Here is a 16,274-nt window from a genome sequence, read left to right as displayed (position 1 = left end):
GGCGTCGGTGGTCAGCCGAGGACGGCGAGGGCGTCGATCTCGACGAGGAGGCCCGCGGGAAGGCCGACGTAGACCGTCGTGCGCGCGGCGGGCGGCTGGGTGAGCGCCTGCTCCTCGAAGTACCGGTTGTAGATCTCGTTCAGTTCGGCGAAGTGGGCGGTGTCCGTGAGGTAGACGCGGATCATCATCACGTCGTCCCAGTTCGCGCCGCCCTCTTCGAGGATCGCCTTGACGTTGGCGAGGGTCTGGAGGGTCTGCTCGCGCAGGGTGGGTCCGGCGGGCGTGGGCTTCCTGCCCTCCTCGGCGGGCAGGAAGCCGACCTGTCCCGCGACCTGGAGGATGTTGCCCTTGCGCACGCCGTGGGAGAACTTCGCGGGCGGGGTCGTGTGGGTCTTGGGGGTGAGCGCGGTCTTCTCGGTCACGGGGTGTCCTTCGCTGGGGTTCGTCCGGAGTACTCGCCGCTGATCGCGTCCGCGGTGCGGCGCACCTGCGGGAGCAGGGTGAGGAGTTCCTCGGCGGTGACGACGACGTTCGGCGCGGAGACCGACATCGCGGCGACCACCCTGCCGTCGGCGCCGCGGATGGGGGCGGCGACGCAGTTGATGGACTCCTCGTGGCCGCCGAGGTCGGTGGCCCAGCCCTGTTCGCGCACCACGGCCAGCTCCTTCAGGAACGCGGCGGCGTTGGGCGTCGAACGGGGCGTGTACAGGGGGTAGTCGAGCTTCTCGGCGAGCGGGCGCCGCTCGGCCTCGGGCAGGTCGGCGAGGAGCAGCTTGGCGACGGCGGCGACGGTGATGGCGACCGGTTTGCCGATGCGCGAGTACATGCGCACGGGATAGCGGCTCTCCACCTTGTCGATGTAGAGGACCTCGTTCTCCTCGTACACGGCGAGGTGCACGGTGTGCCCGCACCGCTCGTTGAGGCGTACGAGGTGGGGGTGGGCGATCTCGCGGATGTCGAGGTTCTCCATCGCCTCCTGGGCGAGGGCGAACAGGCGGGCGCCGAGGCGGTAGCGCTGGTCGGACTGGCGGTAGACGAGGCCGTGTTCGTGGAGGGTGCGCAGCAGGCGCAGGGCCGTGGACTTGTGGACGCCGAGCCGGTCGGCGACCTGGCCGAGGTCGGCGGGGCCCTCGGCGAGCAGCGGCAGGATGCTCAGCGCGCGGTCGACGGTCTGACTCATGGGGTGGCTACCTCCTCCGGGGCCTGCGCGGCTTGCGTCCAGCCGGGGCCGAGTCGAAGTCTCCCCCACGCCCGCTCGTCCAGGGCGGCCAGCCGGTCGGCGTGGTCCCGGGACGGCGGGGCGGCCAGGTCGCCGGGGACGGTGAGCGCGGCGGCGGCCATGAGGTGCCCGTGCCGCAGCCGCTGCCGGACCGGCAGTCCGCGCAGGGTGCCGGAGAGGAATCCGGCGGCGAAGGCGTCACCGGCGCCGACCGTGGCCACGACGTCGACGGCGAGGGCCGGTTCGAAGGCGGCCCGACCGTCCTCGCCCGCGAACACCGTCGCCCCCCGCGCCCCCTGCTTCACCACCAGCACCCGTGGCTCGGGCAGCAGCCGGCGGACCGCGGCCGGTGAGCCGGTGACGCCCCAGGCCTGCTCGGCCTCGTCCTCGCCGACGAACACGATGTCGGCGTCCCGGGCCAGCTCCAGCAGGACCCGCGCCCCGTCGGCCGCCCGCCACAGCCCCGGCCGGTGGTTGACGTCGAAGGAGACCGTCGGCCGCCCGGCCCGGGGGGCGGTCAGCGCGCGCACCAGTTCACGGCAGGGTGCGGAGAGCGCGGCCGTGATGCCGGTCAGATGCAGCACACGCGCCGCGCGCAGCGGCATGCGGTCCACGTTCCCGGGCGCCATCGCCGAGGCCGCAGATCCGGCGCGGTAGTACGCCACTTCGTGGTCGTCGGCGGCCCGGTCGCCGGCCGTACGGAAGTAGACGCCGGTGGGCCGCGCCGGATCACGCCGCACGGACGCCACGTCGACGCCGTACCCCGCGATCGTCTCGACGAGATGGTCGCCGAAGCCGTCCGCCCCCACCCGGCTCACCCAGCGCGTGCGATGCCCGGCGGCGGCCAGCACGCATGCCACGTTGGACTCGGCACCGCCGATGGCGCGGTCGAAGGACGGTACGTCGGCCAGTCGCCCCGGCCGGGTGGGCAGGAAGGTGACCATGGACTCGCCGAGCGCGACGACGTCCACGACGGCGGGAGCGACGGGGTTGGCGCCCGAGTCGTCAGTAGCGTCCAGGATGATGACTCCTGACTCCTGTCGATGTCCGGGCCGCGGCGGCTCCGTTGACCCGGTTGTCGGCGAGATGCTAGACACCAGTAAGCGCCACACGCAATGGCCGTTGCATATATTGCAACGCGCCTGAGAGGGAGGCTCCATGAGCACCGAAGCGCTCGACCGCCTGGCCGACGAACGCGTCGACCACCGTTTCAAGGGCCTCCCCCCGGACGCCGACGGCCTGACCGTCGGCGAGCTGGCCGCCGAGCGGCGCAACCTCTTCACCGACGGCTTCACCACGCCCGTCCTCGCGCTGTCCGCCGAGCGCCTGGAGCACAACCTGCGACTCATGGAGACGTACGCGGCCCGGCACCACCTCGCCTTCGCCCCGCACGGCAAGACCTCCATGGCCCCACGGCTCTTCCGGCGCCAGATCGAGCACGGCGCCTGGGGCATCACCCTCGCGGTGCCGCACCAGGTGCGGGTGGCGCGGGCGTTCGGGATCGAGCGGGTGTTCCTCGCCAACGAGCTGGTGGACGCGGCGGCGCTGCGCTGGATCTCCGCCGAGCTCGACGCCGACCCGTCCTTCCGCTTCATCTGTTACGTCGACTCCGTGCGCGGGGTGGAACTGATGGACGCGGCGCTGCGCGGCGCCGCCCGCCCGGTGGACGTGGTCGTGGAGCTGGGCGCGGGCGAGGGCGCCCGCACCGGCGTGCGTACGGAGGCGCAGTGCGCGGCGGTCGCGGACGCGGTGGCCGGCACGCGGACGCTGCGCCTGGTGGGCGTCGCGGGGTACGAGGCCCAGGTCCCCGGCGCCTGTGTGGAGTCGGTGGGGGCCTGGCTGCGCCGGCTGACCGGGATCGCCGTGGAGTTCGACAAGGCGGGGCGGTTCGCGGAGGCCGACGAGATCGTCGTCAGTGCGGGCGGCAGCGAGTGGTTCGACGCGGTGGCCGACGTGTTCGCGGAGCTCCCCGAACTCTCCCTGCCGGTGCTGAAGCTGCTGCGCTCGGGCGCGTACGTCTCGCACGACGACGTGCACTACCGCAAGCAGACCCCGTTCAACCGGGTGCCCGAGGAAGGCGCGCTGGAGCCGGCGTTCCGGCTGTGGGCGCAGGTGGTGTCCCGCCCGTCGGCGACCGAGGCGTTCGTCAACGCGGGCAAGCGGGACGCCGCCCACGACCTCGACCTGCCCCTCGCCCAGGTGGTACGCAGGGACGGTGTCGAGCGCCCGGCGGCCGGGATCGAGGTGACCGCCCTGTCCGACCAGCACCTGTGGCTGCGCACCGGTCCGGAGGCGGACATCGAGGTCGGCGACTGGCTGGGCATCGGCCTGTCCCACCCCTGCACGTCCTTCGACAAGTGGCAGCTGATCCCGGTGGCCGAGGCGGACGGGACGGTCGTCGACTACATCCGTACGTTCTTCTAGTCCGTCTTCCAGCCCGTAGGTTCTTCCAGGAGGTCACGGTCGTGGAGCAGCTCGTCGTCCGGGACGCGGACGTGGTGGACGGCAGCGGGGAGCCCTCGTACCGCGCCGATGTCGTGATCGACGGCGGCCGCGTCGTCTCGATCGTCAAGGAGGCGGCGGCCGCGGGCTGTCAGCGACCCCGGGCCATGCGCGAGCTGGACGCCGAGGGTCTGGTCCTCGCCCCCGGCTTCATCGACATGCACGCCCACAGCGACCTGGCGCTGCTGCGCGACCCCGACCACAGCGCCAAGGCCGCGCAGGGCGTGACGCTGGAGGTCCTCGGCCAGGACGGGCTGTCGTACGCGCCGGTCGACGACCGCACGCTCGACGAGGTGCGCCGGGCGATCACCGGCTGGAACGGGTACGGCGAGGACGTCGACTTCGACTGGCGGTCGGTCGGCGAGTACCTGGACCGGCTCGATGGGGGCATCGCCGTGAACGCGGCCTACCTCGTCCCCCAGGGCACGGTCCGGGCACTGGCCGTCGGCTGGGAGGACCGGGCGGCCACGCCCGAAGAGCTGGACCGGATGCGGCGATTGGTGGCGGAGGGCCTGGAGCAGGGCGCGGTCGGCATGTCGTCCGGGCTCACCTACACCCCGGGCATGTACGCCGAGGACGCCGAACTCACCGAGCTGTGCCGGGTGGTGGCGTCCTACGGCGGCTACTACTGCCCGCACCACCGCTCGTACGGGGCGGGCGCCCTGGAGGCGTACGCGGAGATGGTGGCGCTGACCCGCGAGGCGGGGTGCCCGCTCCATCTCGCGCACGCCACCATGAACTTCGGCGTCAACGAGGGCCGCGCACCGGAACTTCTCGCGCTCCTCGACGACGCGCTCGCCGCCGGGGCCGACATCAGCCTCGACACCTACCCCTACACCCCCGGCTGCACGACCCTGGCCGCGCTGCTGCCGGGCTGGGCGAGCGAGGGCGGCCCGCGGGAGATACTGCGCCGGCTGGCCGACGGGCCGACCGCCGAGCGGATCCGGTACGAGCTGGAGGTCGTCGGCTCGGACGGCTGCCACGGGGTGCCGGTGGACTGGGACACGGTCGAGATCTCCGGTGTGGGCGATCCGGCCCTCGCGGACCATGTGGGCCGTACGGTCGAGGAGTCGGCGCTGCGGCACGGCGAGACCCCGTGGGCGACCGCGCGCCGGCTGCTGGTCGAGGACCGGCTGGGCCCGACCGTGCTGCAGCACGTCGGCCACGAGGAGAACGTCCGCGCGATCATGCGGCACCGCACGCACACCGGCGGCTCGGACGGCATCCTGCGGGGCGCCAAGCCGCACCCACGGGCGTACGGCACCTTCCCGCACTACCTCGGGCACTACGTGCGGGAGTTGGGCGTGTTGTCCCTGGAGGAGTGCGTCGCCCACCTCACCTCGCGTCCCGCGGCCCGGCTGCGCCTGCCGGACCGCGGGCTCGTCCGCGAGGGACACCGCGCCGACCTGGTCCTGTTCGACCCGGAGACGGTCGCGGCGGGGGCCACCTTCGAGCAGCCGCGCGCTCTCCCCTCGGGCATCCCCCACGTCCTGGTCGACGGCCGCTTCGTGATCGAGGACGGGCGCCGGACGGACGTGCTGGCCGGGCGGGCGGTGCGCCGGACTCCCCGGTGACCGCCCGCCCGCCCGGCACTACGGCTTGGGCAGGGTGCAGCCGCTCGCGCTCAGGTCCAGCTTGTTGCCGGTGGTGAAGCAGGCCGGGATGTTGTAGATCTCCTGGGCGTAGTTGATGCCGTAGCGGACGGTCACGTTGCCGTTCGCGTCGACCTCGCACGGGTTGTTGTCCGTGCAGCGCTGGCCGTCCTCGTTGCCGGTGTTGTTGACGGCGACGACCTTGCCGGTGGCGTTGTCGACGACCGGCGATCCCGACGTGCCGCCTATCGTCTTGCAGGCGGAGGTGTAGCGCACCGAGTCCTTCCAGGTCCAGCTGCCCTCCTTGAGGCGGTAGACGAACCCGTCGACGTTGCAGGCGTAGGTCCGCTTCCAGTACCCGGAGACGACCGTGATCGCGGTGCCGGCGGTCGGGTGCGTGTCCTGCACCGTCAGCGGGCTGATCCCGTACGTGCTCTTGATCTGCGCGTACGTGGTGTTGAGCTGGTAGATCGTGACGTCCGTGTCGGTCATCGTCGAGTACACGACCTTGTTGGCGCGCAGGGTCCCGACCCGGGTGGCCGACGCGTTGAGCAGACCGAAGGAGCGGCTGGAGGACTGGCCGACTATGACCTCGCCGGGGTCGGGGAAGCCGGTCTCCAGGCAGTGACCGTTCGTCAGCACCAGCGCCGGGTCGCTGTCCGCGGAGGCGGGGAAGCGGATGACGGAGCCGGAGCAGTTGCTGAGCGAGACGGTGCCGGCGAAGTTGACGGCCCGGAGCGTGGGCGCGGCGCCCTTGGCCTTCGTGGCCGTGCTCTTCGCCGCCGGGGCCGCGCTCGGGGTGGCCGTGGCGGCGGCCGCGGGTGCCATGCCCGCCCCGGTGATCACCAGGGTCGCGAGCGTGGCGAGGAGAGGCTTGTTCATGTGGGGGTCCCCTCTGCAGACGTGAGCGACCGGAGATTTTCCGGCCGCCTGCCGTCTTGTCATGCACATTGTGGGATGACAGAGGGGTGGCGGCAAGAAGTTGTATGCGGTCCGCAGGGAGCGGATCGTTCTCAACTCACCGCAAATCACTCACCACGATCGTCGCCTTGGACGGCGCGCCAACTACCGCTCAGCCGCCGACCGTTGGTGGGACGTATACCCGGGTCTCAGTCCGGCGGCACCGCAGCCCGGAGCCGGCCGCTACGGCCGCGTCATCCACCGGGACACCCACTGAGGCGGCGGGCCCTGCGTATCCGCTCTCCGTGCAGCGGCCTACTGCACGTTGACGGTGACGCGCCACAGCAGGGTGGGCGCAGTGCACATGGGGCCGGGCGGGACGGTCTTGCATTCCCTCGTGGCGGAGAGCGTGGCCGACCCTGATCCGGTTGCCCTGAAGATGCCGAACGCGTCGCCGTTCGGGACGGCGATGCTGGTTGCCTCTGCGAGGACGTTCGAGTCCGAGGATGTGGGCGCGCTCCAGACGAACGGTGTGCTGGACCCGGGCGTAGTGGTACTCGTCAAGAAGACACTGACGATGTCGCCGGGGTCGACCGTCACCGTCTTGCCGTTGTCGGCAGCGGTGAATCTCAGGATCTGAACTTTGCTCGCAGCGGCTCGCGGAGCAGCCGACACGGCCGAAGCAGCCGTGGCCGAGACCCCCGTTGCAGCCAGAACGAGCCCCATCGCCACAGGGACCGACCGTCGCCCGATGACCTTCACGACCTTCACGATGACTCCTGGTGATAGTCCTACTCTGCGCTAGTCCCATCCCCTCTGGGACCAGCCACCGATGCCTCGACCGGCAACCGTCACCCCATCCGGTGACCGTGCCACTCGACCGGGCGGCAGCAGGCTCGAAGGGCCCGCGGTCGGCGCTGGTACGGAAGTCGGGCATGCCGAGGTGGACGGTGGGGTGCCGGGCTGCGAGGTCGCGCCTGGCGGTGAGCTTCTGCTCGGCGGGGCGACCTCACCGAGCCGGCCCTGTTCCCTGGCCTCCTGCAGGCGGTCGAGCAGGTTCGTACGGAGTCTGATGGCGTGTCGGGACGTGGTGGGGCCCAGGTGCCGGCCCGCCATGGGCCGCGGGAAACGGCCTACACCCGCTTTCGACTCCACCGTCGTCCCTGCCCACCAGCACGCCGCCGCCACCAGCACGCCGCCGCCACCGACCCGCGGCCGCTACGGTGGCGGGTCGACCGGCTCAAGGGCTTCCGCGGCATTCCCGCTCTGGGCAAGATCCGTCTGAAGACGGACCCTAGTTGTTCAATGCTTTCCGTGACCCCGCCCGCGTCCGGGCCGACCACCCTGGTCGCCCTGACCGGAACTGCTCGCGGAGGCGCTCACCGACGAGCTCGCCGTGGCGGTGGCGGTCACCGCGGACGACGTCGGCGCCGTGGGCGAAGGGCTGCCGGTCGCGGAGTCGCTCGCCGAGGCCCTCGGGGTCGCGGAGGCGGCGGGAGCCTGCGTCGCACCGTCCGACGGGCCCGTGGCGGACGACTTCGGGCCACCGGGCGCCCCCGGGTCCTCCTTGGTGCTCGAACCGCTGCGCTCGCCCTGCCCCTGCGGCCCGCCCGACGAGGACCCCGAGAAGGCGGACATCCCCGCGATCACGGCGAGGGAGACGGCACCCACGGCACCGGCGGCCATCGCGATCCGGCGCCGCGACGCGGCGCCCCGCCTGCTCCGCGCGCGCCGCGCCGCGGCACGGCCCTGTCCCGTCGGCACGCCCTCCGGCGGGCCCGCCGGGGCGGCCGGTACGGGAGCCGGCAGGAAGGCCGTCTCGTCCGTCACCCGAGGCAGCTCGCGCGTCTCGTCGTACGCGTTCTGCCACCCGTGCGCGGTCGCCGGATCGGCGTACGTGTCGTACGCGGGCGCCGACGCGGCCTGCGGGTGGTAGACGTTCGGCGCCACTGCGGGCCCACCGCCCGCGGGACCCGCCGCAGGGGCGCCGTGCGCCTCGTGCGTGCCGTTCGCGTCGTTCACGCCGTCGGCCCCGTTTCCGTGCTGGGGATGGCTGGACATGGCCGGGCATTCTAGGTACGGGAGGGGCTGCTGGGACAGCTACCGGCGATAACAGCCCAAAACGCTTTGTCTCACGTGGTGGAAAACACGGCCCATGGGGCGTTACCGGCCCGTAAGCTCACGGACATGCAGGTGATCCAGTCGACCAAGCTCGCCAACGTCTGTTACGAGATCCGGGGCCCGGTTCTCGAGGAGGCGATGCGGCTCGAGGCGGCCGGCCACCGCATCCTCAAGCTGAACACCGGCAACCCGGCCGCGTTCGGCTTCGAGTGCCCGCCGGAGATCCTGGAGGACATCCTCCGCAACGTCTCGACGGCACACGGCTACGGCGACGCGAAGGGCCTGCTGGCCGCCCGCCGCGCGGTCGTCATGCACAACCAGACCCTCGGCATCGAGACGGACGTCGAGCACGTCTTCATCGGCAACGGCGTCTCCGAGCTGATCGTGATGGCGATGCAGGGCCTGCTGGACGACGGCGACGAGGTCCTCGTACCGGCGCCGGACTACCCGCTGTGGACGGCGGCCGTCTCCCTCTCCGGCGGCACCGCGGTGCACTACCGCTGCGACGAGCAGTCCGACTGGATGCCCGACCTCGCCGACATCGAGCGCAAGGTCACCGACCGCACCAAGGCGCTCGTCATCATCAACCCGAACAACCCGACGGGCGCGGTGTACGACGAGTCGGTGCTCAAGGGCCTGACGGACATCGCCCGCCGCCACAACCTGCTGGTCTGCTCGGACGAGATCTACGACAAGATCCTCTACGACGGCGCCACGCACACCCCGACCGCGGCCGTGGCCCCCGACCTGATGACGCTCACCTTCAACGGCATGTCGAAGGCCTACCGGGTGGCCGGCTACCGGGTCGGCTGGATGTCGATCTCCGGCCCGCGCGCGCACGCCGACTCCTACATCGAGGGTCTGACGATCCTGGCGAACATGCGCCTGTGCGCGAACATGCCGGGCCAGCACGGAGTGGTGGCCGCGCTCAGCGGGCGCCAGTCGATCAACGACCTGGTGCTGCCGGGCGGCCGGCTCAAGGAGCAGCTGGACACCGCCTACGAACTGCTGACGCAGATCCCGGGCGTGACGTGCGTACGACCGAAGGGCGCCCTGTACCTCTTCCCGCGCCTGGATCCGAAGGTCTTCAAGATCAAGGACGACCGCCAGATGGTCCTGGACCTGCTGCGCCGGGAGAAGATCATGGTCGTCCAGGGCACCGGCTTCAACTGGCCGGAGCCGGACCACTTCCGGGTCGTGACGCTGCCGACGGTCGGGGACCTGCGGGACGCGGTCACGCGGATCGGCGAATTCCTGGACGGCTACAGCCAGCCGTAGCCGACGCACCACAATCCGTGAACCGGATCAACTTTAGACGAAATCTAAGCTAGGATGGCTTCCTGTCAGAGCGCAGGAGGCCATCTCCCATGTACGAACCGATCCGCACCGGGCCTTCCCGCAGGTCCGTCCACAGCACCACGATGGCCGGCACCACCCCCGACTTCCCCCACCGGTCGCGCGAGGAGGAGCTGGACATCCAGCTCGCGGGACACCTCGCGGCACTGCTCGCCGTCACCGACGAGCTGCGCGCGCTCGTGCCGTCCACGGACCTGGACACGGCCGCCGGACGGCTCACCGGGGAGGTGACCCGGCTGCGGGGAGGGCATACGCCGGTCCGCGCGTCCGGCACCGCGGGCGACCCCCGCGTGGCCGCCCTGCACGAGCGGGCGCACGCCCTCGCCGGCCGCGCCCTCGTCGTCGCGGCGTCTCGCGCCGACACCGCCGCGGCGATCCTGTCGGCGGAGCGCATGGACGCGCATGCCGCCGCACTCGCCGAACCGAAGGAACTGAGCACCACCCACTGACCCCTCACCCCCGGGGTCCCCTTGACGGCCCCGGTCCGCGTGCACCCGCAGCGACGCGCGGACCGGGCGCCATTTTTTTGTGCGCGCGACACGTACATTCGGGTGGACTGCGCCCACCAAGTGCCCGCCAAACAGCGGCCGCAACCGCATCGCCTCGTAACGTCGGCGGAAATCACGGCGGTTCGGACCCCGGCACGCCACCGTCCTTCACTATTCCACGAGATGTGACAAAGTGAAACACTGGCAATTGTTGGCAGGACTCTTCGGTGTGGCCGCAGTCACCACCGGAGTGACATCGTGGGTAGTTCATTCCTACTCGGCAGCGCCTGAGGATTCCAAGGCCTCGCCATCGACGACCCAGAACCTGCAGGATGCCAATACGCTTTTGCAGGCAGGAATTCTGCAGCAGAACAACAACGACTCCGAGGGGGCCGACCGCACTTACCGGCGGGTGCTGGAACTGGACCCACACAACCAATTCGCCTGGTACAACCTGGGAGTCATCGCACAGGGGGACGGCAGGGTGGTCGATGCCCGTGCCGACTACGAAAAGGCCCTGCAGATCGATCCGGCGTTCCCGTCGGCCCTCTTCAACGAGGCGGTGCTGCTGGAGTCGAGCGAACCCGACCGGGCGGCCGAACTCCTCAAGCGGATCGTCGCCGGCAATCCCAAGGCCGGCACGGCGCATCTGCACCTGGGACGGATCTGGAAGCAGAAGCACCGCGACGACGCAGCCGAGGACGAGTTCCGTCGTGCGGTCGCGGACGATCCCTCACTGCGTTCCCAAGTGCCGGAGGAATTCAGGTGATTCCCGACTCCACGGTTCTCGCAATCCCCTCACCGACATCGAGCCAAGCAGGGAGCAACAGATGACGTCGACGGCGACACCGAGGTTCTCCGTCTTCACCCCCAGCCACCGGCCCCGTTTCCTCGATGAGTGCCTGGCGACCCTGCAGGCGCAGACCTGTCCGGACTGGGAGTGGATCGTCCTGCTCAACAACGGCGCCCGATGGCGGCCGGAGCGCCCCGACGACCGGGTCCGTGTCGAGATCGCGGACGACATCGACGGCGTGGGGGCGGCCAAGCGCAGGGCCTGCGAACTGGCCCGCGGCGAGATCCTGGTGGAACTCGACCACGACGACCTGCTCGCGAAGGCCTGTCTGGCGGAGGTCGGCAAGGCGTTCGACGCGCATCCCGAGGTCGTCTTCGTCTACAGCAACACCGCGCAGATCACCGAGGACGGGAAGCGGGACGAGAGCCGCTTCGACGAGACGTTCGGCTGGCAGTACGAGGACGTGCGGGTCGACGGCCGCAAGTTGCTCCAGGTCATCTCCCTGGCACCGACGCCGCACAACGTCGCCTACATCTGGTACGCGCCCAACCATGTGCGGGCGTTCCGCAAGAAGAGCTACGAGAAAGCCGGCGGGTACGACGCCGCGCGTACGGTCCTCGACGACCAGGACCTGATGTGCCGCCTCTTCCACCTCGGCGACTTCCACCACATCAACCGCTGCCTGTACCTCCAGCGGGTGCACCCGGACAACACCCAGAAGGACCCGGAGATCAACGCGCAGATCCAGCGCGAGACGGTCGCCCTGTACGACAAGTACATCGAGGCCAACGCCCTCGCCTGGACCTACCGGCGCGGGCTGCTCGCCCTCGACCTCGGTGCGGCGCACCGCAAGCCGCCGGGCTATGTGGGCGTGGACCAGCGGCCGGGGAAGGACGTCGACATCGTCGCGACCCTGCCCGAGAAGCTGGACCTGCCCGACGGCTCCGTCGGGCTGATGCGGGCGGTGGACTTCCTGGAGTACGTGCCCACCAAGGTGCCGCTGATCAACGAGCTGTACCGGCTGCTGGCACCCGGTGGCATGCTCCTCACCATGACGCCCAGCTCCGACGGCCGCGGCGCGTACCAGGACCCGGCGCACGTCGCCTACTACAACGAGAACTCGTTCTGGTACTACACGGACGACCAGTACCGCACCTTCGTGCCGGATCTGCAGGCCAAGTTCCAGTCGTCGCGGCTGGTCACCTACTTCCCGAGCGACTGGCACTCCAAGAACGACATCTCGTACGTGGTCGCCAACCTCATCGCGATGAAGGACGGCGCCGCACGGTGCGGCGGAAAGCTGCTGGTCTAGGTCCCGCGAAACGGCAGGCGCCCGGTGGACCGTGGGGTTCCACCGGGCGCCTTCGACGTCCGCGGGCCGGAATCACACCGCTTCAGACCCCGACGCGCTGCCTCACCGCGAGGAGTTGCTTCGAGCGCAGGTGGCGTCGTGAGAGCTCCAGGTTCTGGAGCACGCGGTCGCGATGTTCGGCGGGCAACTCGTTGCCCGCCAGCAGGCGTTCACAGCAGTCCTCCGCTTCCTCGTACTCCCCCACCCAGTAGGCGGACACCCCGAGTTCGTCGAGCGCGCGCCAGCGGTACCACTCGGGCTCGACGAGCAGGTGGTCCGCCCTCGGATACGGGAGGCTTGCCGCCTGCCGCGCGAACAGGTGGGCGAGCGGCCACCGCTGCCCGTTGAGGCGGCACCAGCGCGCCAGCTCACCGAGCGCCTCGGCGCGTGTGGGGCGGCTCTCGTGCGCACCGAGGTAGCGATCCATCACCTCGGCCGGCGGCCGCCCCAGCTTCTCGGCCAACTGTGCGCCGAACAGGCGGGCCAAGAAGACCTCCTCGTCCAAACTGCCCATGCCCGCACGGCGGTCGTAGGCCTCGATCGCCCTCTCGAACTCACCCACGTTGCCCCAGCTCTGGGCCAGGTAGAACACATAGCGCTCGTTGTCGGGCTCCTTGATCAGTCCCTGCTGGAGGATCTCGACATCTCCCAGGTATTTCTCCCGCAGGCTCTTCCCCCTGCTGCGTCCCCCGCCGCCCACGACGACGATGGTGGCGCCTTCCAGGTTCGCGAGGCTGTGCCGCGAACCGCAGTCGAGGTACTCGTGCAGGACACCGACGTACCGCCACGGCAGCCGGGTCGAGACCAGGGCGCGGCGCCGGTGCGTGTAGCTCCCGCTCCTGATGGTGAGCCGGTAGGCGTCGAGGGTCAGCTCGGGCATGCTGGAGCCCGGCTCCATCTCCATCACGTCGTCGGCGTCCATGAAGAGCAGGTAGTCCGCGGCGGCACGGGCGAGTTCGATCGCCTCCGTACGGCTGCCGTCGAACCCTTTCCAGGGCCGCTCGTACAGTTCGCCGGGCAGGTCGCTGTAGACGTCGCGGATGACCTCCTGCGTGCCGTCGGTCGAGCCGGTGTCCACGATGACCCAGGTGTCGATCAGGGGCCGTACGGATTCGAGACAACGCCGGATCACCGGAGCCTCGTCCTTGACGATCATGTTGAGACAGACCGTTGACTTCACGGGTCCCATCCAATCCAGCCGATGAAAGCCACGCAAAGAGGCTGGGCCGCAACCATTTTCAGCATTCGTGCATTCGAGTGGTCTGAACGCCCCTCGCGCCTGCCCTACGACGGCACCATCGGGGACGACTCGTAACGTCGGTGCGGACGACCTGAGAAAGGCCGACTCCATCCGTCCGCCACCTTCCACGAAAAGTGACCCCATGAAACGTACGAGATTGTGGGCAGGGCTCGCCGTGACGGCGGCGGTCGCCACCGGGGTGACCTTCTGGGCGCTTCCGTCCCCGTCGACCGTGCGGTCGGAATCCAAGGCCGCGTCCATGCCCCAGAACGGCAATCAGGCGAGCACGCTGTTGCGGTCCGCACTTGAGAGCATGGCGAAGCAGGACACCCTCGGGGCCGCCCGGGACTACCGGCGTGTACTGGAACTGGACCCCAAGAACAAGTTCGCCTGGTACGGCCTCGGTCTCGTCGGTCAGCAGACCGGCAATCCGGCGGATGCGGTCGCCGCCTATGAGAAGGCTCTGGAGACCGATCCGTCATTCATGTCCGCTCTCTACAGCGAGGCGAATCTGCTGAGGTCGAGCGATCCCGACCGGGCGATCAAGCTCTTGAAGCGTGCCGCTGCCGCCGATCCGAAGGCCACCTCGGTCCAGCTGCAACTGGGTTCTCTCCTGGTGGAGCAGCACCGCACGGGCGAGGCCGAGGATGCGTTCCGGCATGCGGTGGCGGTCGATCGCCGGGTTCTTTCCCAGGTGCCAAAAGAATTCCGGGAGTCCGTGAGCCGGTGAGTGCCCGGCGCCCCGGAAGGCGCCCTGCGGACCGTCCGGTTCCGCAGGGCGCCTTCTACGTGTGGCGGACGCTCGCGCGCGCCGCGGCGGCCAGGTCGGCGAACACGGGTTCCTTCAGGGATGCCGTCAGCTGGTCTTCCCACGGGGGGAGGGGGGCAAGGCCGGCCCCCGACCAGCTGCCGTGGCCCAGGACGCCGAAGGCCGGCCGGGCGGCCGGACGCGGGAACTTGTCCGAGCCGACCGAGCGGATCCGCTCCGGATCGAGACCGCTGCGCCGGAAGGTCTCGCGCGCCAGGCCGCACCACGTGGTGCGGCCGGACGCCGTGCCGTGGTAGATGCCCGCCGGTGCCTGTCCGGTCAGCGCGGCACGGCCGAGGACGGCCAGCTGCCGGGCGAGGGCCCGGGACCAGGTCGGCTGGCCGTGCTGGTCGGCCACCACGTCCAAGGTCTCGTGCCGGGCCGCGAGTTTGAGCATGGTGGTCACGAAGTTCGGGCCGTGCGCGCCGTAGAGCCAGGCGGTGCGCACGACGTAGCCGGCACGGGGCAGCAGTTCGACGACTGCCCGCTCCCCCGCCAGTTTGCTTCGCCCGTACGCGTTGACGGGCCCCGTCGGAGCGTCTTCGGGGTACGGATGACGGGCGTCGCCGGGGAACACGTAGTCGGTGGAAACGTGGAGCAGGAGCGCGCCGCTGTCCGCACAGGCGCGTGCGAGGTGGCGGACGCCCGTGCCGTTCACGGCTGTGGCCGCCGCCTCGGACCGCTCGGCGCCGTCGACATCCGTCCACGCGGCGCAGTTGACGACCACTCGGTGACCGGCGACGGCGGCGCGGACGGCTGTCGGGTCGGTGATGTCGAGCCTGTCGCGGCTGAGCCCCGTCACCCAGACGTCCGGATCACCGACGAGCTCGGCCAGCACATCCTGGCCGAGGAGCCCGTGTGCGCCGGTCACCAGCCAGCTCGTGGTCATCGCAGCGCGGCCCTCTCCTTGAGCGGCTCCCACCAGGAGCGGTGTGTGCGGTACCAGGCGACCGTGGCGGCCAAGCCCTCCGTGAAGGACACCTGCGGGACATAGCCGAGGTGCTCGCGGATCTTGCTGTCGTCCAGCGAGTAGCGCAGGTCGTGGCCTTTGCGGTCGGCCACGTACTCGACCCGGTCCCAGCCCGCGCCGACCGCGTCCAGCAGCAGACCGGTGAGCTTGTGGTTGCTCAGCTCGGTCCCGCCGCCGATGTTGTAGACCTCCCCGGCCCTGCCCCCGTGCAGGACCAGGTCGATGCCCCGGCAGTGGTCGGAGACGTGCACCCAGTCGCGGATGTTGCGGCCGTCTCCGTAGAGGGGGACCGTCTTCCCGTCGATGAGGTTGGTGATGAAGAGCGGGATGACCTTCTCTGGGAACTGGTACGGCCCGTAGTTGTTGGAGCACCGGGTGATCACGACGTCCAGGCCGTGGGTGCGGTGGTGGGCGAGAGCCAGCAGGTCGGAGCCGGCTTTCGACGCGGAGTACGGGGAGTTCGGCGCCAGGGGCCACCCCTCGGTCCAGGCGCCGTCGCTGATCGAGCCGTAGACCTCGTCGGTGGAGACATGGACGAAGCGGCCGACACCGTGCCGGTGGGCCGCGTCCAGGAGCACCTGCGTGCCCATCACATTGGTGCGGACGAAGGGTCCGGCCCCGTCGATCGACCGGTCCACGTGCGACTCGGCGGCGAAATGGACCACCGCGTCCTGGCCCGCCATCACCTGGTCGACCACATCCGGGTCGCAGATGTCGCCCCGGACGAAGGTGTAGCCCGGGTGTTCCGCCACCGGTGCGAGATTGGCCTCGACCCCCGAATAGGTGAGTGTGTCGAGGACGGTGATCCGTCCTGTCGGCTCCGCGTTCAGCCGTCGTCGGACGTATTCCGAGCCGATGAATCCAGCCCCGCCGGTTACAAGGACGCGCATAGCTCTCCGATTCTTCCTGCTGCCCGGCGTTTCAGCGCCGGGGC

The 16,274-nt window shown here is 70.4% G+C and carries 16 protein-coding genes; 8 read left to right on the top strand and 8 right to left on the bottom strand.

The annotated features are described in order from the left end of the window. Positions 1-11: 11 nt before the first annotated feature. The 3 genes from ACWGKT_RS27640 to ACWGKT_RS27630 are packed head-to-tail and all read right to left on the bottom strand — an operon-like array spanning position 12 to position 2,190. On the bottom strand, positions 12-422 hold the full coding sequence (locus tag ACWGKT_RS27640; protein WP_453275836.1) for a RidA family protein: 411 nt from the start codon (positions 420-422) through the stop codon (positions 12-14). Continuing rightward, positions 419-1,180, bottom strand: a complete 762-nt coding sequence (locus ACWGKT_RS27635) for an IclR family transcriptional regulator (protein WP_453275835.1) — start codon at positions 1,178-1,180, stop codon at positions 419-421. Before ACWGKT_RS27635 ends, ACWGKT_RS27640 begins: the two co-directional genes overlap by 4 nt. Beyond that, positions 1,177-2,190, bottom strand: coding sequence for a sugar kinase (locus ACWGKT_RS27630; protein WP_453275834.1), 1,014 nt, complete (start codon positions 2,188-2,190; stop codon positions 1,177-1,179). Before ACWGKT_RS27630 ends, ACWGKT_RS27635 begins: the two co-directional genes overlap by 4 nt. A 187-nt stretch (positions 2,191-2,377) precedes the next feature. Between ACWGKT_RS27630 and ACWGKT_RS27625 the strand changes: the two genes are divergently transcribed. Then, positions 2,378-3,643 (top strand): amino acid deaminase, encoded by a 1,266-nt coding sequence (locus ACWGKT_RS27625; protein WP_453275833.1) that lies wholly within the window; start codon positions 2,378-2,380, stop codon positions 3,641-3,643. 41 nt (positions 3,644-3,684) lie between these two features. Further along, entirely contained in the window at positions 3,685-5,295 is a 1,611-nt protein-coding gene (locus ACWGKT_RS27620) for an N-acyl-D-amino-acid deacylase family protein (protein WP_453275832.1), read from the top strand. A gap of 18 nt (positions 5,296-5,313) precedes the next feature. On the opposite strand, the gene ACWGKT_RS27615 is transcribed toward ACWGKT_RS27620, so the two are convergent. Further along, positions 5,314-6,195, bottom strand: coding sequence for a S1 family peptidase (locus tag ACWGKT_RS27615; protein WP_356143264.1), 882 nt, complete (start codon positions 6,193-6,195; stop codon positions 5,314-5,316). Positions 6,196-6,610: 415 nt separating this feature from the next. On the opposite strand from ACWGKT_RS27615, the gene ACWGKT_RS27610 reads away from it, so the two are divergent. Then, positions 6,611-6,853: a hypothetical protein gene (locus tag ACWGKT_RS27610; protein WP_356143266.1), complete on the top strand. Its 243-nt coding sequence runs from the start codon at positions 6,611-6,613 to the stop codon at positions 6,851-6,853. Positions 6,854-7,515: 662 nt separating this feature from the next. Here ACWGKT_RS27610 and ACWGKT_RS27605 read toward each other — a convergent pair. Then, positions 7,516-8,274 (bottom strand): hypothetical protein, encoded by a 759-nt coding sequence (locus tag ACWGKT_RS27605; protein ID WP_453275831.1) that lies wholly within the window; start codon positions 8,272-8,274, stop codon positions 7,516-7,518. A 126-nt stretch (positions 8,275-8,400) separates the two neighbouring features. Here ACWGKT_RS27605 and ACWGKT_RS27600 point away from each other — a divergent pair, with 126 nt between their 5' ends. The 4 genes from ACWGKT_RS27600 to ACWGKT_RS27585 all read left to right on the top strand — a co-directional run bounded on the left by ACWGKT_RS27600 (position 8,401) and on the right by ACWGKT_RS27585 (position 12,283). Then, complete coding sequence (locus ACWGKT_RS27600; protein ID WP_453275830.1) at positions 8,401-9,612, top strand: pyridoxal phosphate-dependent aminotransferase; 1,212 nt, start codon at positions 8,401-8,403, stop codon at positions 9,610-9,612. 89 nt (positions 9,613-9,701) lie between these two features. After that, on the top strand, positions 9,702-10,139 hold the full coding sequence (locus ACWGKT_RS27595) for an SCO4983 family protein (RefSeq protein ID WP_356143271.1): 438 nt from the start codon (positions 9,702-9,704) through the stop codon (positions 10,137-10,139). A 268-nt stretch (positions 10,140-10,407) separates the two neighbouring features. Continuing rightward, a complete protein-coding gene (locus tag ACWGKT_RS27590; RefSeq protein ID WP_356143273.1) occupies positions 10,408-10,947 on the top strand; it encodes a tetratricopeptide repeat protein in 540 nt (179 codons plus the stop codon). Positions 10,948-11,008: 61 nt separating this feature from the next. Then, a complete protein-coding gene (locus ACWGKT_RS27585) occupies positions 11,009-12,283 on the top strand; it encodes a glycosyltransferase (RefSeq protein WP_356143275.1) in 1,275 nt (424 codons plus the stop codon). 82 nt (positions 12,284-12,365) lie between these two features. On the opposite strand, the gene ACWGKT_RS27580 is transcribed toward ACWGKT_RS27585, so the two are convergent. After that, the gene (locus tag ACWGKT_RS27580; RefSeq protein ID WP_453275829.1) at positions 12,366-13,502 is read right to left on the bottom strand and encodes a tetratricopeptide repeat-containing glycosyltransferase; all 1,137 of its coding nucleotides are present in this window, start codon (positions 13,500-13,502) and stop codon (positions 12,366-12,368) included. Positions 13,503-13,704: 202 nt separating this feature from the next. Here ACWGKT_RS27580 and ACWGKT_RS27575 point away from each other — a divergent pair, with 202 nt between their 5' ends. Beyond that, the gene (locus ACWGKT_RS27575) at positions 13,705-14,292 is read left to right on the top strand and encodes a tetratricopeptide repeat protein (RefSeq protein WP_453275828.1); all 588 of its coding nucleotides are present in this window, start codon (positions 13,705-13,707) and stop codon (positions 14,290-14,292) included. A gap of 55 nt (positions 14,293-14,347) precedes the next feature. On the opposite strand, the gene rfbD is transcribed toward ACWGKT_RS27575, so the two are convergent. Further along, complete coding sequence (gene rfbD / locus ACWGKT_RS27570) at positions 14,348-15,259, bottom strand: dTDP-4-dehydrorhamnose reductase (protein ID WP_453275827.1); 912 nt, start codon at positions 15,257-15,259, stop codon at positions 14,348-14,350. Beyond that, positions 15,256-16,230: a dTDP-glucose 4,6-dehydratase gene (rfbB, locus tag ACWGKT_RS27565; protein ID WP_453275826.1), complete on the bottom strand. Its 975-nt coding sequence runs from the start codon at positions 16,228-16,230 to the stop codon at positions 15,256-15,258. The genes rfbD and rfbB overlap by 4 nt, the downstream gene beginning before the upstream one ends. Positions 16,231-16,274 lie beyond the last annotated feature (44 nt).

Source organism: Streptomyces sp. NPDC054794, from assembly GCF_053611585.1.
Note: the sequence above shows the minus strand (reverse complement) of the source record. Positions and strands in the feature narration are given on the sequence as shown.